The organism is Bacillus sp. HY001 (assembly GCF_007558965.1).
In the GTDB taxonomy this organism is placed as follows: domain Bacteria; phylum Bacillota; class Bacilli; order Bacillales; family Bacillaceae_G; genus Bacillus_A; species Bacillus_A mobilis.
This window is the reverse complement of record NZ_VLTE01000005.1, coordinates 113,811-135,535: the sequence shown is the minus strand read 5'-3', so window position 1 is coordinate 135,535 and position 21,725 is coordinate 113,811. Positions and strand designations below refer to the sequence as shown.

Below are 21,725 nucleotides of genomic sequence, written 5' to 3'. Positions count from 1 at the left end.
ATCTTTTATATTTGTTTTGGATATTCATCGGCATACAAATGGATAAAGTAATGAGCAGTGGTTTTGAGCCGCTGCTCATTATTCATTATCGCTTATTGAGAAGATGATTAGTTAACTAGCTTATATATGTTTACATTTCGTGTAAAAAGTGTGTAAAATCAATGTGAAACATAGAAAAAAGGGTGGGGAATTACGTGCAAATTAGCAGTGCAATCTTGTGTTTCGTCTTATATGCGTATGTAATTATTGCGGCGGTGTATTTTGGGATAAGTTTTTATGCCTACCGTTTAGTAGATAATCATGAATATGACGAAACATATAAATGGGTGAAGAGATATTTATCACCTGTATTAGAAATTATGAATGGGTTTGTGCTTTTTTTATTTATTGGATTGATTGCTTTCTCAACGAGTTTAGTAGGGAATAAAACGACATTATTTGTACTAGGTATCATTATTTTTATGTTGTTAGGAATACGGATTGGTAACACGGTGTTTTGGAATGAAAGAAAAGTAGATGGTTGGACTGGAATGCTAATCCCGTGTATGTTAGCGGCTATCGTGACAAACATAGAGCATGAGTATTATCAATTGCATTTTTGGCTTATTATCGTTTTAACAATTCTTTCAGTTTTGTATATAAGTACGGTAGTACTAACATACATTGCACATGAAAAAGGTGATGTTAAAGGAACTCTCTTCTTTAGAGGACGAGCATTATTTTGGAGTGTGCCAACGATGGCGGTTATAGGAATTATTGCGATATTAGTAAATGGATATCAATTTACTAATTGGCAACTATTTTTAGAAAATTGGTGGATTTTCATCATTTCGTTTATCGCTTTTTTAGGCGCAACACATTATTTATTCCATCAACATCATTATATATTGGCATTACTATTCGCATTTACACAATTATTATTTGCTTTCTTCGGACAAGAAACGTTATTATTCGTTTTTGAAACATTTAGTTCATTTGGAAATATATTTGTATTTGGTATGTTAATTTTCAGTATCGCATTTTATTTACAACAGTATTTTTATATGCAAAAACAAAAATAAGAATGATATACAGGTTTTTGTAGCAAATCTAAAGTATGTTACAATAAAAATACATAGTATTCGATGTTATTGGAGGAATTCCTGTGGGTGAAAAAGAGAAAGAATTTGCTGTCATTGGGCTTGGACGTTTTGGTGGAAGTATTTGCCGGGAACTTGCTCAATTAGGTATGGAAGTAATGGCAATTGATTCAGATGAGGATAAAATTAATGAGTTTGCAAATATAGCTTCACATGCTGTAATTGCAGATTCGACAGATGAGATGGTATTAAAAAGTCTTGGTATTCGTAATTTTGACCATGTAGTCGTTGCTATTGGAGACAATTTAAATTCAAGTATTTTAACAACATTAATTCTGAAAGAGTTAGGTGTAAAAAATATTACTGTAAAAGCTCAAAATGATTATCATGAAAAAGTGTTAAGTAAAATAGGGGCAGATCACATTGTGCACCCAGAGCGTGATATGGGAAAAAGGATTGCTAATAATATTGCATCAAGTAATGTATTAGACTATCTTGAGCTTTCAGATGAGCATAGTATTGTAGAGATTATTGCAAATAAAAAAATTGATGGTCATTCTTTAATCGAATTAGATATTCGTGCGAAGTTTGGATTGAATATTGTAGCGATTAAACGTGGTAAAGAAGTTATCGTATCTCCTCGAGCTACGGAAAATATTCAAGCGGGAGATATATTAATTGTAATTGGTCATGACGATGAAGTAGATCGTTTTAAACACTTTTTAAGATAAGAGAAAAGGACAATACCATGAAGGTATTGTCCTTTTTCTTATATTTCCATAATGATTGGTAAAATCATTGGGCGACGTTTCGTTTTTTCATATAGGAATGGTGCTAATGTGTCTGTAATTTCATTTTTAATTTCAGACCATTGTGTTGTTTTACGCTCCATTACTTTTTCTAAATGAGTTGTAATTAATGTTTGAGCATCATTAATTAAATCACTACTTTCGCGCATATACACGAAACCACGTGAGATAATATCAGGTCCTGCTGCAACTTTAAACTCTTTCATATCAATGCTTACAACTACAATAACAAGTCCTTCTTCAGAAAGAATACGACGATCGCGTAATACGATATTACCGATATCTCCAATACCATTTCCGTCAATATAGACAGATCCGGATGGTATTTTACCAGCTACGCTTGCTTCATCTGAACGAAGAGCAAGAACATCTCCATTATCCATGATGAAACAGTTTTCTTCTGGAATACCACAATCATTTGCTAACTTCATATGCATACGTTGCATACGATATTCACCATGAATTGGCATGAAATACTTCGGTTTAATTAGACGAAGCATTAGTTTTTGTTCTTCTTGTCCACCGTGTCCACTCGTATGAATGTTTGACAGTTTTCCGTGGATTACATCAGCACCAGCACGATACAACATGTTAATTGTACGGCTTACACTAATTGTGTTACCAGGGATTGGTGAAGAAGAGAAAACAACTGTGTCGCCAGGAATGATTTGAATTTGACGATGAGTACCATTAGCAATACGTGAAAGTGCTGCCATTGGTTCACCTTGACTACCTGTACATAAAATAACAACTTTATTAGCCGGTAGGCGGTTTAGTTGAGATGTATCTATGAATGTATCTTTCGGACAGCGAATATAACCGAGGTTTTGTCCGATTTCAATCGCTGCTTCCATACTGCGACCGAACACAGCAACTTTACGATTGTTTTCAACAGCCGCTTCAACAACTTGTTGTAGACGATGGATATTTGATGCAAAGGTTGCGAAGATAATACGACCTTCTACTTTGCGGAAAATATCTTGAATACTATCACCAACACGGCGCTCAGACATTGTAAAGTTTGGAACTTCACTGTTTGTACTGTCAGATAAGAGACAAAGTACACCGTCTTTTCCGATTTCAGCCATTTTTGTTAAGTCCGCTGGTTCACCAACTGGTGTGAAATCAAATTTGAAATCACCAGTATGAACAACTTGTCCTTGAGGTGTTTTCACAACAACTCCGTATGAATCTGGAATACTGTGAGTTGTACGGAAGAAGGAAACAGATGTCTTTTTAAATTTAATAACATCATCTTCTTGAATTTCATAAAGTTTTGCTTTACGAAGTAATCCGTGCTCTTCTAATTTGTTTTTGATTAGCGCAATTGCTAATTTTCCGCCATAAATCGGGATGTTTACTTGACGTAATAAGTAAGGAATTCCACCGATATGATCTTCGTGACCATGTGTAATGAATAATCCTTTAATTTTATCTTCGTTTCGCACAAAGTAAGTGTAATCTGGTATTACATAATCGATTCCGAGGAGTTCGTCTTCTGGAAATTTAATTCCAGCATCAATAATAATAATTTCATCTTGAAATTGAACAGCATATGTATTTTTACCGATTTCACCAAGTCCACCTAAAGCAAAAACGGCAGCCTGATCATTCTTTAGAAATTTCATATGACTATACGATTTCCGCTAATGTTAAATCAGCGTTTTCTTTTTCATATTCAAGATGAGCACCAGTAACAGACTGAACGAACTCGATATTATATGCGAACTTATTTAATTTCTTACGAACATCCTTTTCAGACGTAGCCTCTAAATATAAAACTTTTGTATTTTCACGTACTGGAACCTCAGTCATTTTGTCTTGATAAAATACTTTAAAAACCATTTGGAAAACCTCTCCTTGTCTATGTTTTGCATTATCTGTTACTTATTATAAAGCAAACAGTCACGATTTTCATGTTTTTTCGAATGAGAATGAAGAAAAAGCCCGAAATGGGCACAATTTAAGCGATTGTCTTTTTACGGACTAGATCTTTTAAATAACGCTTGAGCTTTTTCTTCAGCTTCTTCAGCATGATTACTCCTTCCTTTCCTTATTTTAAACATGCATATTACTAGTGAAAACTCCGCCTCTGATATAAGAAAGAAGACAAAAGTGAATGTTGAATCTTGTCCTTTCTCATACAGGGAAAGTTATTCTATAGCAACGATTAGTAGCCGTTAGTTATAGGTATAGTATGAGAAAGAATAGAAAAGAAAATTCATACGAACAAGTATCCACATTTTTTACTAATATATATATGCAGGTTTCATAAATAAGGTCAGAAAGTGAACGCTTTCTTCACAGATGTTTAATATGTTATACTTTTTTTTAGAATTTGAAAAGCGATAATCAAAATGGGAATATAGAGTAACAGAAAGGATTTTGACAAATGAATGATAAAATTGTCTTTTTTGATATTGATGGAACATTATTAGATCATGATAAGAAGATTCCGCAATCTACACGAGATGCAGTAAGACATTTACAAGAAAAAGGCGTGCATGTAGCAATTGCGACAGGACGTGCGCCATTTATGTTTGAAGATATTCGTGAGGAACTCAATATACACAATTATGTTAGCTTTAATGGACAGTACGTTGTATTTGAAGATGAGGTAGTATTTAATAACCCGTTACATCCAGCTGCCTTACATAAGTTTACTCAATTTGCAAAACAAGAAGGATATCCACTTGTATATCTTGATCATCAAGAAATGAGAGCATCAGTGGAATATCATGATTATGTGAAAGAAGGTTTTGGAAGCTTAAATTTTGAGCATCCGGCATATGAACCTGATTTCTATGAGAAACGTAATATTTATCAAACGCTTCTTTTCTGTGAAGTGAATGAAGAGGAAAAGTTTATTAATCAGTATCCAGACTTTCATTTCATTCGCTGGCATGCATATTCAATGGATATTATTCCAAATGGTGGTTCGAAGGCGAAAGGAATTGAGAAATTCATTGAAAAATTAGGATTTAACCGTGAACAAGTGTATGCATTTGGAGATGGCTTAAATGATTTAGAAATGATTGAAGCAGTTGGGACAGGTATTGTGATGGGGAATGGTCATGAAGACTTGAAAAAACTTGCAAATCATGTGACAAAGGATGTTAGTGAAGACGGCATATATCATGGCTTAAAATGGGCTGGATTGCTATAAGTGAATATGGAACCCATTTCATATAAAAAAGGCGGAAGATTTACTCCCGCCTTTTTTTATTATCGCTCTAGAGGTTTTGAATCGTCAGGAGCAGCAAATGGATTTTCTTTATTAATGTGGTCATAGAACATAACACCATTTAAATGGTCAATCTCATGCTGAAATACGATTGCTGGTAAACCTTTTAAACGTAATTTTAATTCCTCGCCGTTGATAGATGTTGCTTTCACTGTAATTCTTGTGTAACGAGGGACATAACCAGGTACTTCGCGGTCTACCGATAGACAGCCTTCCCCACTTTGTAAAAATGTACGTTCAACAGAATGACTAATGATCTTTGGGTTGAATAATGCATGACTATATAACGTACCGTCCGTATCTGTTACGTGAACCGCAATCATTTTCTTTGAAATACCAATTTGCGGAGCAGCTAATCCGATTCCAGGGCGTAAACTATATTTTTCAGCCATTTCAGGATCTTGGCTATTGATTACAAATTCAATCATTTCTTTAAGGGCAGTTGTATCTTCTTCGCTCGCCGGCATTGATACCTCTGCTGCAACGTTTCGCAAAATAGGATCCCCTTCGCGAATGACATCTTTCATTGTAAGCATATGTAATCTCTCCTTTCTTCTTTAGTCTACCAAAGGAGATGGAAAAAGTCATCGACAAGTAGGGAAGCGCTTTGGAAAGCGTTTTACTATAGAATATTTATGTATGTAATAAAAAAACAGACGGCAAAGCCGTCTGTTTTTTTCCATAGTTGTTTCATTTTACATTAGCGAATGCAAGCAGCACCAACGATAATTAAAAGAATAAACAACACAACGATTAAGGCGAAGCCGCGTCCAGACCCACCACAAGAATCGCCATAACCGTAGGAAGGATATGAACAAGTTGGATAGCAATATGAGTATCCGTACATGAGATGACCTCCTTTATCATTTCCCGCTAATATTGCGGTTACTATAATGTATGGAGGGAAGAGTAGAAATGTATGGGTAATTACCTATAAAAGGAAGAAGAGTTTGTATATTTTTGTTAAGAAGAGAGAAAAACTAAAAAGAATTAAATCGTTTACATATTATTCTAAGAGAAAAAACAAGTTAAAAAGGGAATAATATAACAGCAGGTTAATGCTTACTAATACAGATGTGAAAAATAAAAACACGTTTGTGTAGAAGAAACCTGCAGATTATTTATAAAAAAACGTATTCAAAGTAATTGACATCGTAATTAGAATAGTTGTAAACTAAAAAACGTGATCAAGATTGTATTAATATGTTTCTGAAAAAACATTAGTACAGATTGTTAGGTACACAAAATTATTCTCAACCGACAGATAAATTTGTTGGTTTACATTGTTGCGTTTTCAGTCTAGCTAATAGATAGTGAAAGCGTTTCAGAATATGGTTCAAGAGAGGAAGAGGTGAACGGAATGGGTACTAAAACAAAAAAGACCCTATTTAATGTTGATGAGCAAATGAAAGCTATCGCAGCTCAATTTGAGACATTACAAATTTTAAATGAAAAAGGCGAAGTTGTGAATGAAGCAGCTATGCCTGAATTATCAGATGATCAATTAAAAGAATTAATGCGCCGTATGGTGTATACTCGCGTACTAGATCAACGTTCTATTTCTTTAAACCGTCAAGGACGTTTAGGTTTCTACGCACCAACAGCTGGACAAGAGGCTTCTCAATTAGCAAGTCATTTCGCGCTTGAAGCAGAAGATTTCATCTTACCAGGATATCGTGATGTGCCACAATTAGTATGGCACGGTTTACCATTATACCAAGCATTCTTATTCTCTCGTGGACATTTCATGGGTAACCAAATGCCTGAGAATGTAAATGCACTTGCTCCACAAATCATTATCGGTGCGCAAATCATCCAAACTGCTGGTGTTGCGTTAGGTATGAAATTACGTGGTAAAAAATCTGTTGCAATTACTTACACTGGTGACGGTGGTGCTTCACAAGGTGACTTCTACGAAGGTATGAACTTTGCAGGTGCTTTCAAAGCTCCAGCAATCTTCGTTGTACAAAACAACCGTTATGCAATCTCTACTCCAGTAGAAAAGCAATCTGCAGCTAAAACTGTAGCACAAAAAGCAGTAGCAGCAGGTATTTACGGAATTCAAGTAGACGGTATGGATCCATTAGCTGTATACGCAGCAACTGCTTTCGCTCGTGAGCGTGCAGTAAATGGCGAAGGCCCTACTTTAATCGAGACTTTAACATTCCGTTACGGTCCACATACAATGGCTGGTGATGACCCAACTCGTTACCGTACAAAAGATATCGAGAACGAATGGGAACAAAAAGATCCAATCGTACGCTTCCGTGCATTCTTAGAAAACAAAGGCCTATGGTCTCAAGAAGTTGAAGAGAAAGTAATCGAAGAAGCAAAAGAAGATATCAAACAAGCAATTGCTAAGGCTGACCAAGCTCCAAAACAAAAAGTTACTGATTTAATGGAAATCATGTACGAAAAAATGCCTTACAACTTAGCTGAACAATATGAAATTTACAAAGAAAAGGAGTCGAAGTAAGCCATGGCTCAAATGACAATGATTCAAGCAATCACTGATGCTTTACGCGTTGAAATGAAAAATGACCCTAACGTACTTGTGTTTGGTGAAGACGTTGGTGTAAACGGCGGTGTATTCCGTGCTACTGAAGGTTTACAAGCTGAATTCGGTGAAGATCGTGTAATGGATACTCCACTTGCAGAGTCTGGTATTGGTGGACTTGCAGTTGGACTTGCATTAGAAGGTTTCCGTCCAGTTCCAGAAATCCAATTCTTTGGTTTCGTTTATGAAGTAATGGATTCAATTTCTGGTCAATTAGCTCGTATGCGTTACCGTTCTGGTGGACGTTGGACTGCTCCAGTAACAGTTCGTTCTCCATTCGGTGGCGGTGTTCATACTCCTGAACTACATGCTGATAGCTTAGAAGGATTAGTGGCTCAACAACCTGGTCTAAAAGTTGTTATTCCATCTACTCCATACGATGCAAAAGGTCTTTTAATCTCTGCGATTCGTGACAACGATCCAGTTATCTACTTAGAGCATATGAAATTGTACCGTTCATTCCGTCAAGATGTACCAGAAGGCGAATACACAATTGATTTAGGCAAAGCTGATATCAAACGTGAAGGTACAGATGTATCTGTTATCGCTTACGGTGCAATGGTTCACGCTGCATTAAAAGCTGCTGAAGAACTTGAAAAAGAAGGTATCTCTTTAGAGGTTGTTGACTTACGTACAGTTCAACCATTAGATATCGAAACAATCATCGCTTCTGTTGAAAAAACAGGCCGCGTAGTTGTAGTTCAAGAAGCGCAAAAACAAGCTGGTATTGCAGCTAACGTTGTAGCGGAAATTAACGACCGTGCAATCTTAAACTTAGAAGCTCCAGTTGTACGTGTTGCAGCTGCTGATACAGTATTCCCATTCTCTCAAGCTGAGAGCGTATGGTTACCAAACCATAAAGATATTGTTGAAGCTGTTAACAAAGTAATGAACTTCTAATTTTTAGCTTTTCATGTGCAAAAGAAATCAGCACATGCTGGTTTCTTTTGTACATATTCCATAATAATGAAATGAATCAGGGGGCTGAATTCCGTGGCATTTGAATTTAAACTACCAGATATCGGTGAAGGTATCCACGAAGGTGAAATCGTAAAATGGTTTATTAAACCAGGCGATGAAGTAAACGAAGACGATGTACTTCTTGAAGTACAAAATGATAAAGCAGTAGTAGAAATCCCTTCTCCTGTTAAAGGTAAAGTACTTGAAGTACTTGTAGAAGAAGGAACAGTTGCAATTGTAGGAGATACATTAATTAAATTTGATGCTCCTGGATACGAAAACCTTAAATTTAAAGGTGACGATCATGACGAAGCTCCAAAAGCTGAAGAAGCAGCAGTAGAAGCTCCAGCAGCGGAAGCTACTCCAGCAGCAACTGCAGAAGTAGTAAATGAGCGCGTAATCGCTATGCCATCTGTTCGTAAATATGCTCGTGAAAACGGCGTAGACATTCATAAAGTAGCTGGTTCTGGTAAGAACGGCCGTATCGTTAAAGCTGACATCGATGCATTTGCAAATGGTGGACAAGCAGTAGCAGCAACTGAGGCTCCAGCAGCAGTAGAAGCTACTCCAGCAGCAGCGAAAGAAGAAGCAGCACCAAAAGCACAACCAATCCCAGCTGGTGAATATCCAGAAACTCGTGAGAAAATGAGTGGTATCCGTAAAGCGATTGCGAAAGCAATGGTTAACTCTAAGCACACAGCTCCTCACGTAACATTAATGGATGAAGTTGATGTAACTGAGCTTGTTGCTCACCGTAAGAAGTTCAAAGCTGTTGCAGCTGACAAAGGTATTAAATTAACTTACCTTCCATACGTTGTTAAAGCTTTAACATCTGCATTACGTGAATTCCCAATGTTGAATACTGCTTTAGACGATGCTTCTCAAGAAATCGTTCATAAACATTACTTCAACATCGGTATCGCAGCTGATACAGACAAAGGTCTATTAGTACCAGTTGTTAAAGATACAGATCGTAAATCAATCTTCACTATTTCTAACGAGATCAATGATCTTGCTGGTAAAGCACGTGAAGGTCGTTTAGCTCCGGCTGAAATGAAAGGTGCTTCTTGCACAATTACAAACATTGGTTCTGCAGGTGGACAATGGTTCACTCCAGTTATCAACCACCCAGAAGTAGCAATCCTTGGTATCGGCCGTATCGCTGAGAAGCCAGTTGTGAAAAACGGTGAAATCGTTGCAGCTCCAGTATTAGCATTATCTCTAAGCTTTGACCATCGTTTAATTGACGGCGCAACTGCTCAAAAAGCATTAAACCAAATTAAACGTCTATTGAATGACCCACAATTATTAGTAATGGAGGCGTAATAACAATGGTAGTAGGAGATTTCCCAATTGAATTAGATACAGTCGTTGTTGGTGCAGGTCCTGGTGGATACGTTGCGGCAATTCGTGCAGCACAATTAGGTCAAAAGGTAGCAATCATTGAAAAAGCTAACCTTGGTGGCGTATGCTTAAACGTTGGATGTATTCCTTCAAAAGCGTTAATCAATGCAGGTCATCGTTATGAGAATGCAATGCATTCTGATGACATGGGTATCACTGCAGAGAACGTAAAAGTTGACTTTACAAAAGTTCAAGAATGGAAAAACGGCGTAGTTAAGAAATTAACTGGCGGTGTTGAAGGCCTTCTTAAAGGTAACAAAGTTGAAATCATTCGCGGTGAAGCTTACTTCGTAGATGCTAACACATTACGCGTAATGACTGAAGATGCAGCTCAAACGTATACGTTTAAAAATGCTGTTCTTGCAACTGGTTCTACACCAATCGAAATTCCAGGATTCAAATACTCTAAACGTGTTATCAACTCTACAGGCGCTTTAAGCTTACCTGAAATTCCTAAAAAACTTGTTGTAATCGGCGGCGGTTACATCGGTATGGAATTAGGAACTGCATATGCTAACTTCGGTACAGAAGTTACTGTAGTAGAAGCTGGCGACGAAATCTTAGCTGGTTTCGAAAAAGCTATGAGCTCTGTTGTTAAACGTGCTCTTCAAAAGAAAGGTAACGTTAATATCCATACAAAAGCTATGGCTAAAGGCGTTGAAGAAACAGAAACTGGCGTAAAAGTTAGCTTTGAAGTTAAAGGTGAAATCCAAACTGTAGAAGCAGATTACGTATTAGTAACTGTAGGTCGTCGTCCAAACACTCAAGAAATCGGTCTTGAGCAAGTTGGAGTTAAAATGACTGACCGCGGCATCATCGAAATCGATGAGCAATGTCGTACAAACGTACCAAACATCTATGCAATCGGTGATATCGTTCCTGGACCACCATTAGCTCACAAAGCTTCTTACGAAGGTAAAGTAGCTGTTGAAGCAATTAGTGGCCATGCATCAGCAATCGATTACATCGGAATTCCTGCAGTATGCTTCACTGATCCAGAATTAGCATCTGTTGGTTACACTAAGAAACAAGCAGAAGAAGCAGGAATGACAGTAGCTGTATCTAAGTTCCCATTCGCTGCTAACGGTCGTGCGTTATCATTAAACAGCACTGACGGTTTCCTACAACTTGTAACACGTAAAGAAGACGGTCTTCTTGTAGGTGCTCAAGTTGCAGGTGCAGGCGCTTCTGATATTATCTCTGAGATTGGTTTAGCTATCGAAGCAGGAATGACTGCAGAAGATATCGCTCAAACAATCCATGCTCACCCAACATTAGGTGAGATCACAATGGAAGCAGCTGAAGTTGCTCTTGGAATGCCAATTCACATTGTAAAATAATTTAAGTAATGAAAATAGCCCATCTCTTATTTAAAGAGATGGGCTATTTTTTATTTTAATAAAATGGCTTGCAAGGTCTTTAAATGTACTTGTCGAATGAATATATAATACTTTAAATGAATCGGTAGAACATATATGAATCCAAAAGCTGTATACATGCTTTCGTATAATATGTAATTGATTCAAACATAATCCCATATATTAATAAAATAGAGCATGTCAAAGGAGAAGATTCCATGAGAATATTACATGTTATATTTTATCATTTTTTATTATGGAGTGGTTTTTCTGTTGTATTATCATTGTCAAATGGTGATAAGTTGCATTACAAAGTCATTCTATTTTTTGTATTCCTTTATTTAGCATATGTGATTGCATATTTTGTATTGCATATCAGAAAGCAGGCTTTATTCCTTACGTGTTCAAATTGCATACTTTTCTTAATTATATTTTCTGTTTTTTAAATTAACGTTTATAGAAATACATAGTTCTTCCATTAAATAATTGTAATTCTCCTTCTAATTTCTTCGCTAGAAAACGGCAAAATTCATTTGCTTTTCCTTTATCACCAAATGTTGCATTAGGTGGTAAAGAAATCTGAATAAAAGATTGTTCCTTTTCTATACCAACACCAACATAAATAGAGTCATATCGATCGTGAGTAGATTGTAGTTTTAATGTTGTTGCTGATGTATCCAAAATTTCATAAGGAAAAGCGGTATTTGTATAAGCGTAATTGATTTGAACACCAGTTTTGGAAGTAACTGTTTTATAGTACTGAAAAAGTTGTTTTATATCATCTGTTGAAACAGCTTGTTGATTGGATTTAGGTACAAGCGTAATAAAGGCATGTTGCATATAAGTTTCCTCCTAACCTTAGTAGAATACTCTCATTCTACATCCTACTGAATTTTTTGACAATTAAAAGGAGTATTCCTTTTTTTGTTTAATATACTAATGAAAGGTGATGTAGAAAGGTGGAAACCGATGTTTGAAAAATTGTATGATGAGCATGAAAGTGTGAAGGTACGATTTTTGGGGTTTATGACACATGATACTCGTTATGATTTTGGTGTTATTTATACAAATATGTTTTTTGGAAAGCCACTCATTGTTTGCATGCAAACAGGAAGATCTACTTTACTTGGACGAGATGATGTAGAGAATGTGCAACATATACAGGAAGTTTTTAAATTAGGATCAGAAGAGGAAGCGGCAGAGTTAGCGCAGTTTTTTAAATTTTTAGTCCCATCTACTTCTTTGCATGCGGAATATGAAGAATAATTAATGTAAAACAGTCGTACGTATAAATATGGCTGTTTTTTTGTTTGAATATCGCATACTAATTTAAATTAAAAATATTTAATGTGTTATACTAAAAACCTATTGACGTAAAAAGTATAACATATTAAAATAAAGACAGAAAGTTAAGCGGTTACAAAAGTTTTTGGGATTATAAACTTAGGGGGAAATGAAAAATGGGAACGATCGTATGTCAAGATTGTGAAGGTACAATTGCACACTTCGAGGATGAGAAAGTAACGGTACTTTACGGGAAATGTGGATCTTGCGGATGTGATCACACAGAGCATACAAAAGCCCAATAATTGATAGGAAATGGACAGCTAAAAGTTTTTAGGACCATAAACTTAGGGGGAAATGAAAAATGGGAACAATCGTATGCCAAGTATGTGAAGGAACAATCGGTCATTTTGAAGATGAAAAAACGACAGTGCTTTACGGAAAATGTGGTACAAATTGTGACTGTGCTAATAAAGACAAAGCGAAAGCTTAATTATAAATAAGTAGATTATTATTAAAACTCAGGGGGAAATGAAAAATGGGAACAATCGTATGCCAAGTATGTGAAGGAACAATCGGACATTTTGAAGATGAAAAATCAACAGTACTATACGGAAAATGTGGATCTCATTGCGAATGTGACCATAAAGAACATAAAAAAGCTTAAATAAGAAAAAGCGCCTACATATACACATGTAGGCGCTTTTTTAATAAATTGTAGTTGTATGACCAACTGTTGCAACGATTGCATCATCTCTAATCGGAATAAATCCTATCGATGTCTGTGGAGTGCTAGGAGAGGCGTAGTGGCTCATGAGACGGCTATCAATACGGGTAATAGTATCGGTCAAGAAAGCTGAAATAAAAGCGTAAGGGACGCGTCGTTCATTTAACGCGTATATAATTTCTTCTTTTGTTTTTACACCTACGCCATGTCCGTAAAAAAAGAAGTTTCCTAGATAGATTGTATTTTCTCCTTGCCACTCGATTGTAGCTGGATTCACTTGTGGATTTTTAAAATAAACGAGGTCGCCGGGAACTAGATCGCCACCCGTTTTTGTTATGAGCTTTAAATCTTGATCGTAGTCCCACGTATAAAGTAAAAGGTTTGCAAAGAGACGGTTGAACGTTTCTTCCTCATACAAGGATAGTAAAGCTTTGTAAAAAATAATGATCATAGCGGTGGCACATTCAGTTCCATATAGTTTTCCGTTTTTGAAAATATCTTGTATGGCAATGGAAGGGGGTATGTTTGGGAGGAGCTCGAATCCCCCAAGTGACGTTCTTTTCCAATACTGGGGGTTGCAAAAAGACTGTTGAAATGTGCGAAACTGAAATCCACTTTGAAAAAGTTCTAATGCAGAAGTAATAATATTAACGCGCAAATTTAGATCAAAGCTGAGTTCATCAGCTGTTCGGAAGGAATAGATTTCTTGATTTCCTGCCATTATAGATAAAATTTGTTGTTTTTCAGATGAAAATGGCTCATATTCATTTGTGATATAAGGATGTACAATAGAACGGCCTATTACAATCATAATAGTATCCCCACCTATACATTACATTACTTCATATCGTATGAGAAAAGGGGAAAAGGGTGAAAGAAAAGCCTATCAACTGATAGGCTTGTACTCTTTAATCACACGTAATGTTTGTAATGTCATATCTTCAGGACCTTGTACAGGTAAACCTGCTTCTAAGTTTTTACGAATATACTCTAAGTTATCTTGTGTAATAATTTCCCCCGGAGTAAAGATTGGAATCCCTGGCGGATAAACCATAACGAAATCAGCTATAATACGACCTGCTGCATTTTCAAACGGAATGACTTCTGTTTCCGAATAAAAAGCATCTCGAGGAGAAAGTGCTAGCACTGGTATTTCTGGGATTTCTACTTGTATTTGAACACCTTTATCGGCTTTATTTCTAAATGTTGCTGCTAAATCTTGTAATGCCGCAATAAGTGTATTTGTCTCACTTTCTGTATCTCCGAAAGTGACAAGGCATAGTATGTTGTATAAATCTGAGAGTTCTACTTCAATGTTATATTGCTCTCTAAGCCACACTTCAGCCTGATGGCCTGTAATACCTAAATCTTTTACAGATACGATTATCTTTGTAGGATCATAGTTAAAAGTAGCATCCGTACCTAGCATTTCTTTCCCAGGACAGTAAAGATCCTCAATAGCATTAATAGCATCACGAACTTGTTCCGCTAATTGTATTGTTTGTTCTATGAGTGCTGTTCCTTCTGTAGCAAGACGTTTTCTAGCAGCATCTAGGGATGCTAACAAGATGTAAGAAGTTGATGTCGTCGTAAGCATGCTAATAATAGATTGAACATGTTTTACGTTCACAAGACCTTCCTTCACGTTAAGAATAGAACTTTGTGTTAAAGACCCTCCTAATTTGTGAACACTTGTTGCTGCCATATCTGCACCGGCTTGCATCGCTGACATCGGCAATTCATCGTGAAAATGAATATGAACACCATGAGCCTCATCAACGAGTACAGGGATATCGTAAGAATGTGCTAATTGGACAATCTGTTCTAAGTCCGCAGCAAAGCCAAAGTATGTTGGGTTAATAACAAGTAAGCCTTTTGCATCTGAATGCTCTTCAAGTGCCTTTTTGACAGATTGAATTGTGATTCCATGTGAAATACCAAGTTTTGGATCGATTTCAGGATGCATGAAAATCGGTTTTGCACCTGAGAAAATAATAGCTGACATTACTGATTTATGCACGTTTCGTGGCACTAGGATTTTGTCACCAGGACCGCAAACGCTCATCACCATTGTCATTATTGCACCACTTGTACCTTGAATAGAAAAGAAAGTATGATCCGCACCAAATGCAGCGGCTGCTAAATCCTGTGCTTCTTTAATCATACCTTTTGGATGATGTAAATCATCGAGCGGCGCAATATTAATTAAATCAATTGCTAATGCATTATGCCCAATAAATTCGCGAAATGTAGGATCCATACCCTGTCCTTTTTTATGGCCAGGAATATGGAATTGAATTGGATTTCGCTTACTGTGCTCAACTAAAGCGGTAAACAATGGTGTTTCGTATTGGGACAATCTATACACTCCTTCTTCTTCATAATATTTAGTATTATTTGTTTTATATAATCCTGTTCTAAAAAAGTTAAATCCTTTTTAGTATGAGGCTTGTTTTTCTGCCATTCACAAAAGTGTTTTTGAGATGGTAGGTTCACTTTGTTTTCTATAAAACAAAAGCATTATATCACCAATAATTATAGATGTATAGAAAAAAATATTTTTACAGTGAGTATGTTAAATAGTTATTTCCAATTATCTTATAGAGGAAGACAATTCCATCATAAGGAATAAATAGTGTATAATGCAAAGTGGCTATAGTGAAGAAGAAAAAATTCCTTTAAGATAGCATATTGAAATAAGAAGAAATGATAAATGAGGTGCAAAATGGAATATCAATATCCGCTAGATTATGATTGGTCAAATGAGGAAATGGTTGCAATTGTGAAGTTTTATGAAGCAATTGAGAAAGCATACGAAAAAGGAATTATAAGAGAAGAATTAATGGGATTATATCGTCGTTTTAAAGAGATTGTTCCATCTAAAGCAGAAGAGAAGAAAATTGATAAAGAGTTCCAAGAAGTAAGTGGATATTCTATATATCGTGCGATTCAAAGGGCAAAAGAAACTGAAGAACAAAAGCTTGTGAAAATGTAAAAAATATTTTGAAAAATGAAAACTGAAGTGATATAATGTGATAACAACTAAAAACGGACAATATAAATTGTCCGTTTTCTACTATCGATTACAAAGTGCATATAAAGGAAGGAGTGATTGCATCGTAGATTCAATCTTAGCAAGGAATTGTTCGTTGGTCATTGCTGAAAACTCCTCTGGTGATATATGAATACCAACTAATAATTCTGCTTTTTTCACAGTAGCTAGACGTTCAATCATCTTTTGTAAGTCTTCTGTTTCAAGTGTTCTATGTAATTTTACACTTGGTTTAGTATGGTCAATGGACCAAACGAAGTCATTTGGAATATTTGTTTTTAAATCATTTAAATGTTCTAAGAAGGCGTGAGCCGTCTCCACTTTTTGTGGACACTCATAGATTAATCCAAAGTATATGAAGGCATGAGTACCCCATAATCCAATTTGGAAATGTGGTAGCATTTTATATCCGCGTTTATTTGTTGAAAAAGCAACCCAAGTATCGTTTGGTGGATTGATTTTGCGACGTGCATGTTTTGCTACATGATAAAAAAAGTTCTCATCAGTTTGTTTGGATAAATACGTTGCAAACTGTTCCCCTAAAGCTTCCAGCTTAGGATGAATGTTCGTTTTAATTGCACTCATTCGTTCTTCGAGACCATCAACTGTAAAGACCTCAAAATCAGTTGACTTGAATGTTTGTAGTGTCATGATTGTTCCTCCAACTCCTATTTTGCTTTTATTTTAGCATAGCTTGTACTATTCATAAAAAAAACAGCACAAAAAAATTTAAATAAAAAAATATAATTTTGTTGCATAGATGATTTATCCAACATAGTATAGTATAAAACAAAAAATCAGAAAATTGAATCAATTCTAGTCCGAGGGCAGACGAATATTGGGAGGAGGCAAATAATATGAGACAGGTGATTAATGCGTTAAAGAGAACAGATGCTGAAAAGAGAATACCGGTGCTACGTTTGGAGCTAGATTATGAATTAGCAACTTTATATGATGCGATGATGGAAAATGATAAACTGAAAAAAGAAGAGTGTGTACAAAAGTTAGAAGTGTTAAGACTTGAAATGATTCGTTTAGAGGCGTAATAATAGTATATGTATAAAAAATTAGTTGGTGCGAACCTTATAAAGGGTTCGTTTTTTCTGTGAACAGTATAGATCGGAGTGTTTAAACATGCAAGAAGTATGGAAAGACATCGATGCACACGCCAAACAGTGGATTCGAGATGCAGGAGAGTTTTTAATGGCATCAATGGAAAAAGCACTTATTATAGAAACGAAATCCAATGCAGCTGATTTAGTAACAAATATGGACCGAGAAATAGAACAGTTTTTAATTGGGAAAATTAAAGAAACATTCCCGAACCATAATATTTTAGGAGAAGAAGGTTATGGAGATGAGGTAACTTCGTCTGATGGGGTTGTTTGGTTAATTGATCCAATTGATGGCACGATGAACTTTGTTCATCAAAAAAGAAATTTCGCAATTTCAATTGGAATTTATGAGAACGGTATCGGAAAGGTTGGACTCATTTATGATCCAGTTCATGATGAATTATACCATGCGGTAAAGGGAGCTGGAGCATTTTGTAATGAAGTACCAATACCTTTATTGGAAAAAGGAACTGTAGAGCAGGGTATTGTAGCTTTAAATGCGATATGGCTTACCGACAATCCATTGCTGAATAAGGAAAGTATGATGGCACTGGTTAAGAAAGCAAGAGGCACGAGATCATATGGTTGTGCAGCGTTAGAGATGGTATACGTTGCAACAGGAAGAATAGATGCATATGTAACGCCGAGATTATCACCATGGGATTTTGGTGGGGGACAGATAATTGTAGAGGAAGTTGGAGGTAAGGCGACAACATTTGCTGGATCCTCGCTTTCTATCGTAGAAAAGAGCAGCGTATTAGTTGCAAAACCAGGAGTGTACGAAGAGGTGTTACGATTTATAGCGGAGTAACAAAAAAAGTAAGAGGCTGTATAAGCGCTTCTTACTTTTTGACGTTATTGCGATTTACGCATTTTTCTTTTTGTTACAAAACCGTATCCAACTGTAACAAATGTGCCGATAATGCAAATAATAACACCGATGGGACTATTTTCAGCAACCATAATACCGATACCGATTAAGAAAATAACACCGATAATTGCAGTTAATAAAAAGCGATATTGAATGTGTTCCATTTCTTCACCCTCCAATTTTATTTTACTTTCACAAAAGTAAGAATACAACTATATTTTCATTCTTGATTTTATTTTGATTGCCATTGTATCCCCTTCGCTCTTATAATAGAGAAGGATTAAAAAGACATTAGGAGTTGGACATGTTGAAAAAACGACAAGATTTACGAAATATAGCAATTATTGCCCACGTTGACCATGGTAAAACAACACTTGTTGACCAGTTATTACGTCAAGCGGGGACGTTCCGTGCGAATGAACATATTGAAGAACGCGCAATGGACTCAAACGATCTAGAAAGAGAACGTGGTATTACAATTTTAGCGAAGAATACTGCGATTCACTATGAAGATAAAAGAATTAACATTTTAGATACACCTGGTCACGCTGACTTCGGTGGAGAAGTAGAACGTATCATGAAAATGGTTGATGGTGTTTTACTTGTTGTTGATGCATATGAAGGTTGTATGCCACAAACACGATTTGTTTTAAAGAAAGCTCTTGAGCAAAACTTAACTCCAATCGTTGTTGTAAACAAAATTGACCGTGACTTCGCTCGCCCTGATGAAGTAGTTGATGAAGTAGTTGACTTATTCATCGAACTTGGTGCAAACGAAGATCAATTAGAGTTCCCAGTTGTATTTGCATCAGCAATGAACGGAACAGCAAGCTTAGATTCAAATCCAGCAAATCAAGAAGAGAATATGAAATCATTATTTGACACAATTATTGAACATATTCCAGCACCAGTTGATAACAGCGAAGAGCCACTTCAATTCCAAGTAGCACTTCTTGATTACAATGACTATGTTGGTCGTATCGGGGTTGGACGCGTATTCCGTGGTACAATGAAAGTAGGACAACAAGTTGCATTAATGAAAGTTGACGGAACTGTAAAACAATTCCGTGTAACGAAATTATTTGGTTACATTGGATTAAAACGTCAAGAAATTGAAGAAGCAAAAGCTGGAGATTTAGTAGCTGTTTCAGGTATGGAAGACATTAACGTAGGTGAAACAGTATGTCCGGTTGAGCATGAAGAGGCTTTACCATTATTACGTATTGATGAGCCAACACTACAAATGACATTCCTTGTAAACAACAGCCCATTTGCAGGTCGTGAAGGTAAATTCATTACATCTCGTAAAATTGAAGAGCGTCTTCGTTCACAATTAGAAACAGATGTAAGTTTACGTGTAGATAATACAGATTCTCCTGATGCTTGGATCGTATCTGGACGTGGGGAATTACATTTATCTATCTTAATTGAAAATATGCGTCGTGAAGGTTATGAACTACAAGTATCTAAGCCTGAAGTAATTATTAAAGAAGTTGATGGCGTAAGATGTGAGCCTGTAGAGCGCGTACAAATCGATGTACCTGAAGAATACACTGGTTCTATTATGGAATCTATGGGTGCACGTAAAGGTGAAATGTTAGATATGGTGAATAACGGAAACGGTCAAGTTCGCCTTACTTTCATGGTTCCAGCACGTGGTTTAATTGGTTACACAACAGAATTCTTAACATTAACTCGTGGTTACGGTATTTTAAACCATACATTCGATTGCTACCAACCAGTACACGCTGGACAAGTTGGTGGACGTCGCCAAGGTGTTCTAGTTTCACTTGAAACAGGAAAAGCATCACAATACGGTATTATGCAAGTTGAAGACCGTGGTGTAATCTTCGTTGAACCAGGTACAGAAGTATATGCTGGTATGATTGTCGGAGAACACACTCGTGAGAACGACTTAACAGTTAACGTTGTGAAAATGAAACAACAAACTAACATTCGTTCTGCGACGAAAGATCAAACTTCAACAATGAAAAAACCACGCTTAATGACTTTAGAAGAGTCATTAGAGTACTTAAACGATGATGAGTTCTGTGAAGTAACTCCAGAATCAATTCGTTTACGTAAAAAGATTCTTGATAAGAGTGAGCGTGAAAGAGCTGCTAAGAAAAAGAAATCTGTAGAAGCGTAAAATAATAGAACAGCTACCTTTGAGGGGTAGCTGTTTTTTTATTATATTTATTTTTGGAATATTTACTCTTTTTTGTGGACAGTATTTTTTTTGCAGGTTACTCTTGTATTAAGTACATAAATAAAATTTGTTTTTTGTGAGAAAGGGGGATGAATGATGTTAGAAAGAATGTCGTTTTTTGCGAAATTATGTAAAGTTGATGAAAATCCAGAACTAGGGATGTGGTTACTATATGGCACCATTATTATATTAAGCGCACTTGTGTATAATTTAGGTTTTGCAAGAAAACTATCAATAATAAAAAATATAGTGATATATATATCGTTAGCGATTGGGTGTACAGTTTTAACTTTCTTTGCAGTTTTTTTACCTGTTGGAGAGGGGCTTGTTGTAGCGGCAATTGTACTTGGGATTTATAGGTTGCGTTTACGTCAAGCAAGACAACAAAAAGCAGGGTAAGGGGGCGATTTTTATGCGTTCAGTACAAGATGCACTATATAATTGGTTAACAATTAAAACAGTTGCCGAAGCACGTCCAGATGATCGTGCTGCAAAAGAAACGTATTTGTTATTTCAAAATATGATATATGAAGAACATAAATTAAAAAATGTGGAAGTTAAAAAGAACGAAGAAATGTATTTAATTACATATGAAATGAATGGAGAAAAAAAATCTGCCAGGTTTCCATTAGAAGCTATTGATTGCTTTTTGGATCAAATGAATCGTGAACCTGAAAAATATAAATAAGTCCTTATCTATGTGATTAAGGACTTATTTACATTTTACCAATCGTCTTCGACTTTTTTATCACGATATAATCGGAAATTACCACTTGCATGACGTTCCATCGTACGTTCTGCAATTCGTTCCGAACATTCCATGCACATATATGTATGAATAGGGCGGTTACGCAGTTTTTTTGCCATAGGATTTTCATCATCTAACATATCTTTTTTATCACAAATCATACATTTGACTCTCATTTCGTCACCTCAATACGAATTCTATCAGTATAAGTATATCATGGAAGTATAATGTTTTTGAATAATAGCGGGAAAAAATAATATTTTCGCAATTCGAAAAATAAGTTATGATAAGGATATATTAAGTATATT

The 21,725-nt window shown here is 36.0% G+C and carries 27 protein-coding genes and 1 pseudogene; 18 read left to right on the top strand and 10 right to left on the bottom strand.

The window, feature by feature from the left end:
* The first annotated feature begins 194 nt into the window (after positions 1-194).
* Together FOT98_RS03315 and FOT98_RS03310 are read left to right on the top strand one after the other, a co-directional pair.
* Positions 195-1,061, top strand: coding sequence for a hypothetical protein (locus FOT98_RS03315; protein WP_061678283.1), 867 nt, complete (start codon positions 195-197; stop codon positions 1,059-1,061).
* Positions 1,062-1,144: 83 nt separating this feature from the next.
* Positions 1,145-1,810 (top strand): potassium channel family protein, encoded by a 666-nt coding sequence (locus FOT98_RS03310; RefSeq protein ID WP_000504032.1) that lies wholly within the window; start codon positions 1,145-1,147, stop codon positions 1,808-1,810.
* 38 nt (positions 1,811-1,848) lie between these two features.
* Here the strand turns inward: FOT98_RS03310 and rnjA are convergent, their stop codons facing one another.
* Complete coding sequence (gene rnjA / locus FOT98_RS03305; protein WP_000670372.1) at positions 1,849-3,516, bottom strand: ribonuclease J1; 1,668 nt, start codon at positions 3,514-3,516, stop codon at positions 1,849-1,851.
* A gap of 4 nt (positions 3,517-3,520) precedes the next feature.
* Entirely contained in the window at positions 3,521-3,733 is a 213-nt protein-coding gene (locus tag FOT98_RS03300; protein WP_063260467.1) for a DNA-dependent RNA polymerase subunit epsilon, read from the bottom strand.
* A gap of 547 nt (positions 3,734-4,280) precedes the next feature.
* Here FOT98_RS03300 and FOT98_RS03290 point away from each other — a divergent pair.
* Positions 4,281-5,054 carry a Cof-type HAD-IIB family hydrolase gene (locus FOT98_RS03290; RefSeq protein ID WP_061678282.1) on the top strand — a complete coding sequence of 258 codons (774 nt, stop codon included), beginning with the start codon at positions 4,281-4,283 and terminating at the stop codon, positions 5,052-5,054.
* A 59-nt stretch (positions 5,055-5,113) separates the two neighbouring features.
* Here the strand turns inward: FOT98_RS03290 and def are convergent, their stop codons facing one another.
* Together def and FOT98_RS33385 are read right to left on the bottom strand one after the other, a co-directional pair.
* Entirely contained in the window at positions 5,114-5,668 is a 555-nt protein-coding gene (def, locus tag FOT98_RS03285) for a peptide deformylase (protein WP_063260466.1), read from the bottom strand.
* A gap of 164 nt (positions 5,669-5,832) precedes the next feature.
* A pseudogene (locus tag FOT98_RS33385) lies at positions 5,833-5,913 on the bottom strand (YjcZ family sporulation protein); the annotation flags it as partial.
* 579 nt (positions 5,914-6,492) lie between these two features.
* Here FOT98_RS33385 and pdhA point away from each other — a divergent pair.
* The 5 genes from pdhA (at position 6,493) to FOT98_RS03255 (ending at position 11,857) form a co-directional block, all read left to right on the top strand.
* Positions 6,493-7,608 carry a pyruvate dehydrogenase E1 component subunit alpha gene (pdhA, locus tag FOT98_RS03275; RefSeq protein WP_000536893.1) on the top strand — a complete coding sequence of 372 codons (1,116 nt, stop codon included), beginning with the start codon at positions 6,493-6,495 and terminating at the stop codon, positions 7,606-7,608.
* Positions 7,609-7,611: 3 nt separating this feature from the next.
* Positions 7,612-8,589, top strand: a complete 978-nt coding sequence (gene pdhB / locus FOT98_RS03270) for a pyruvate dehydrogenase complex E1 component subunit beta (protein ID WP_000068166.1) — start codon at positions 7,612-7,614, stop codon at positions 8,587-8,589.
* A 93-nt stretch (positions 8,590-8,682) separates the two neighbouring features.
* Positions 8,683-9,975, top strand: a complete 1,293-nt coding sequence (gene pdhC, locus FOT98_RS03265) for a pyruvate dehydrogenase complex dihydrolipoyllysine-residue acetyltransferase (RefSeq protein ID WP_063260465.1) — start codon at positions 8,683-8,685, stop codon at positions 9,973-9,975.
* Between the two features lie 5 nt (positions 9,976-9,980).
* Complete coding sequence (gene lpdA, locus FOT98_RS03260) at positions 9,981-11,393, top strand: dihydrolipoyl dehydrogenase (RefSeq protein ID WP_061678278.1); 1,413 nt, start codon at positions 9,981-9,983, stop codon at positions 11,391-11,393.
* Between the two features lie 236 nt (positions 11,394-11,629).
* Positions 11,630-11,857 carry a hypothetical protein gene (locus FOT98_RS03255; RefSeq protein ID WP_061678277.1) on the top strand — a complete coding sequence of 76 codons (228 nt, stop codon included), beginning with the start codon at positions 11,630-11,632 and terminating at the stop codon, positions 11,855-11,857.
* Between the two features lies 1 nt (position 11,858).
* Here FOT98_RS03255 and FOT98_RS03250 read toward each other — a convergent pair whose 3' ends face one another.
* On the bottom strand, positions 11,859-12,251 hold the full coding sequence (locus tag FOT98_RS03250; protein ID WP_061678276.1) for a DUF1885 family protein: 393 nt from the start codon (positions 12,249-12,251) through the stop codon (positions 11,859-11,861).
* A gap of 129 nt (positions 12,252-12,380) precedes the next feature.
* On the opposite strand from FOT98_RS03250, the gene FOT98_RS03245 reads away from it, so the two are divergent.
* From FOT98_RS03245 to FOT98_RS03230, 4 genes are all read left to right on the top strand, one after another.
* A complete protein-coding gene (locus tag FOT98_RS03245; protein WP_033656384.1) occupies positions 12,381-12,677 on the top strand; it encodes a DUF3055 domain-containing protein in 297 nt (98 codons plus the stop codon).
* Between the two features lie 194 nt (positions 12,678-12,871).
* Positions 12,872-13,000, top strand: coding sequence for a GapA-binding peptide SR1P (locus tag FOT98_RS03240; RefSeq protein ID WP_000536778.1), 129 nt, complete (start codon positions 12,872-12,874; stop codon positions 12,998-13,000).
* Between the two features lie 59 nt (positions 13,001-13,059).
* Positions 13,060-13,188: a GapA-binding peptide SR1P gene (locus FOT98_RS03235; protein ID WP_000536800.1), complete on the top strand. Its 129-nt coding sequence runs from the start codon at positions 13,060-13,062 to the stop codon at positions 13,186-13,188.
* Between the two features lie 45 nt (positions 13,189-13,233).
* A complete protein-coding gene (locus FOT98_RS03230) occupies positions 13,234-13,362 on the top strand; it encodes a GapA-binding peptide SR1P (protein WP_063260464.1) in 129 nt (42 codons plus the stop codon).
* A 40-nt stretch (positions 13,363-13,402) separates the two neighbouring features.
* On the opposite strand, the gene FOT98_RS03225 is transcribed toward FOT98_RS03230, so the two are convergent.
* Positions 13,403-14,233, bottom strand: a complete 831-nt coding sequence (locus FOT98_RS03225) for a protein-glutamine gamma-glutamyltransferase (protein WP_063260463.1) — start codon at positions 14,231-14,233, stop codon at positions 13,403-13,405.
* A gap of 75 nt (positions 14,234-14,308) precedes the next feature.
* Positions 14,309-15,781: an arginine decarboxylase gene (gene speA / locus FOT98_RS03220; protein ID WP_063260462.1), complete on the bottom strand. Its 1,473-nt coding sequence runs from the start codon at positions 15,779-15,781 to the stop codon at positions 14,309-14,311.
* Positions 15,782-16,147: 366 nt separating this feature from the next.
* Between speA and FOT98_RS03215 the strand changes: the two genes are divergently transcribed.
* Positions 16,148-16,417: a UPF0223 family protein gene (locus tag FOT98_RS03215; RefSeq protein ID WP_000456541.1), complete on the top strand. Its 270-nt coding sequence runs from the start codon at positions 16,148-16,150 to the stop codon at positions 16,415-16,417.
* 81 nt (positions 16,418-16,498) lie between these two features.
* On the opposite strand, the gene FOT98_RS03210 is transcribed toward FOT98_RS03215, so the two are convergent.
* Positions 16,499-17,125 (bottom strand): YktB family protein, encoded by a 627-nt coding sequence (locus FOT98_RS03210; protein ID WP_063260461.1) that lies wholly within the window; start codon positions 17,123-17,125, stop codon positions 16,499-16,501.
* A gap of 206 nt (positions 17,126-17,331) precedes the next feature.
* Here FOT98_RS03210 and FOT98_RS03205 point away from each other — a divergent pair, with 206 nt between their 5' ends.
* Both FOT98_RS03205 and FOT98_RS03200 read left to right on the top strand, forming a co-directional pair.
* Complete coding sequence (locus tag FOT98_RS03205; RefSeq protein ID WP_001250166.1) at positions 17,332-17,520, top strand: hypothetical protein; 189 nt, start codon at positions 17,332-17,334, stop codon at positions 17,518-17,520.
* Between the two features lie 88 nt (positions 17,521-17,608).
* Complete coding sequence (locus FOT98_RS03200; RefSeq protein ID WP_063260460.1) at positions 17,609-18,400, top strand: inositol monophosphatase family protein; 792 nt, start codon at positions 17,609-17,611, stop codon at positions 18,398-18,400.
* Between the two features lie 44 nt (positions 18,401-18,444).
* On the opposite strand, the gene FOT98_RS03195 is transcribed toward FOT98_RS03200, so the two are convergent.
* A complete protein-coding gene (locus FOT98_RS03195) occupies positions 18,445-18,624 on the bottom strand; it encodes a DUF5325 family protein (RefSeq protein ID WP_000400130.1) in 180 nt (59 codons plus the stop codon).
* 140 nt (positions 18,625-18,764) lie between these two features.
* Here FOT98_RS03195 and typA point away from each other — a divergent pair, with 140 nt between their 5' ends.
* The 3 genes from typA (at position 18,765) to FOT98_RS03180 (ending at position 21,357) form a co-directional block, all read left to right on the top strand.
* The gene (gene typA / locus FOT98_RS03190; RefSeq protein ID WP_000914755.1) at positions 18,765-20,609 is read left to right on the top strand and encodes a translational GTPase TypA; all 1,845 of its coding nucleotides are present in this window, start codon (positions 18,765-18,767) and stop codon (positions 20,607-20,609) included.
* Positions 20,610-20,765: 156 nt separating this feature from the next.
* Entirely contained in the window at positions 20,766-21,068 is a 303-nt protein-coding gene (locus tag FOT98_RS03185) for a YlaH-like family protein (RefSeq protein ID WP_000893660.1), read from the top strand.
* Positions 21,069-21,081: 13 nt separating this feature from the next.
* Entirely contained in the window at positions 21,082-21,357 is a 276-nt protein-coding gene (locus FOT98_RS03180; RefSeq protein ID WP_063260459.1) for a hypothetical protein, read from the top strand.
* Between the two features lie 35 nt (positions 21,358-21,392).
* Here FOT98_RS03180 and FOT98_RS03175 read toward each other — a convergent pair whose 3' ends face one another.
* Complete coding sequence (locus FOT98_RS03175; protein ID WP_001995040.1) at positions 21,393-21,593, bottom strand: YlaI family protein; 201 nt, start codon at positions 21,591-21,593, stop codon at positions 21,393-21,395.
* Between the last annotated feature and the right edge of the window lie 132 nt (positions 21,594-21,725).

Coding starts and splice junctions, on each gene's coding strand:
- FOT98_RS03215 (WP_000456541.1), top strand. CDS start 16,148: ATGGAATATCAATATCCGCTAGATTATGATTGGTCAAATGAGGAAATG.
- pdhB (WP_000068166.1), top strand. CDS start 7,612: ATGGCTCAAATGACAATGATTCAAGCAATCACTGATGCTTTACGCGTT.
- FOT98_RS03180 (WP_063260459.1), top strand. CDS start 21,082: ATGCGTTCAGTACAAGATGCACTATATAATTGGTTAACAATTAAAACA.
- FOT98_RS03300 (WP_063260467.1), bottom strand. CDS start 3,733: ATGGTTTTTAAAGTATTTTATCAAGACAAAATGACTGAGGTTCCAGTA.
- FOT98_RS03225 (WP_063260463.1), bottom strand. CDS start 14,233: ATGATTGTAATAGGCCGTTCTATTGTACATCCTTATATCACAAATGAA.
- pdhA (WP_000536893.1), top strand. CDS start 6,493: ATGGGTACTAAAACAAAAAAGACCCTATTTAATGTTGATGAGCAAATG.
- FOT98_RS03195 (WP_000400130.1), bottom strand. CDS start 18,624: ATGGAACACATTCAATATCGCTTTTTATTAACTGCAATTATCGGTGTT.
- def (WP_063260466.1), bottom strand. CDS start 5,668: ATGCTTACAATGAAAGATGTCATTCGCGAAGGGGATCCTATTTTGCGA.
- FOT98_RS03240 (WP_000536778.1), top strand. CDS start 12,872: ATGGGAACGATCGTATGTCAAGATTGTGAAGGTACAATTGCACACTTC.
- FOT98_RS03245 (WP_033656384.1), top strand. CDS start 12,381: ATGTTTGAAAAATTGTATGATGAGCATGAAAGTGTGAAGGTACGATTT.
- FOT98_RS03205 (WP_001250166.1), top strand. CDS start 17,332: ATGAGACAGGTGATTAATGCGTTAAAGAGAACAGATGCTGAAAAGAGA.
- typA (WP_000914755.1), top strand. CDS start 18,765: ATGTTGAAAAAACGACAAGATTTACGAAATATAGCAATTATTGCCCAC.
- FOT98_RS03175 (WP_001995040.1), bottom strand. CDS start 21,593: ATGAGAGTCAAATGTATGATTTGTGATAAAAAAGATATGTTAGATGAT.
- FOT98_RS03230 (WP_063260464.1), top strand. CDS start 13,234: ATGGGAACAATCGTATGCCAAGTATGTGAAGGAACAATCGGACATTTT.
- FOT98_RS03185 (WP_000893660.1), top strand. CDS start 20,766: ATGTTAGAAAGAATGTCGTTTTTTGCGAAATTATGTAAAGTTGATGAA.
- FOT98_RS03255 (WP_061678277.1), top strand. CDS start 11,630: ATGAGAATATTACATGTTATATTTTATCATTTTTTATTATGGAGTGGT.
- FOT98_RS03290 (WP_061678282.1), top strand. CDS start 4,281: ATGAATGATAAAATTGTCTTTTTTGATATTGATGGAACATTATTAGAT.
- rnjA (WP_000670372.1), bottom strand. CDS start 3,516: ATGAAATTTCTAAAGAATGATCAGGCTGCCGTTTTTGCTTTAGGTGGA.
- FOT98_RS03250 (WP_061678276.1), bottom strand. CDS start 12,251: ATGCAACATGCCTTTATTACGCTTGTACCTAAATCCAATCAACAAGCT.
- FOT98_RS03200 (WP_063260460.1), top strand. CDS start 17,609: ATGCAAGAAGTATGGAAAGACATCGATGCACACGCCAAACAGTGGATT.
- FOT98_RS03235 (WP_000536800.1), top strand. CDS start 13,060: ATGGGAACAATCGTATGCCAAGTATGTGAAGGAACAATCGGTCATTTT.
- FOT98_RS03210 (WP_063260461.1), bottom strand. CDS start 17,125: ATGACACTACAAACATTCAAGTCAACTGATTTTGAGGTCTTTACAGTT.
- lpdA (WP_061678278.1), top strand. CDS start 9,981: ATGGTAGTAGGAGATTTCCCAATTGAATTAGATACAGTCGTTGTTGGT.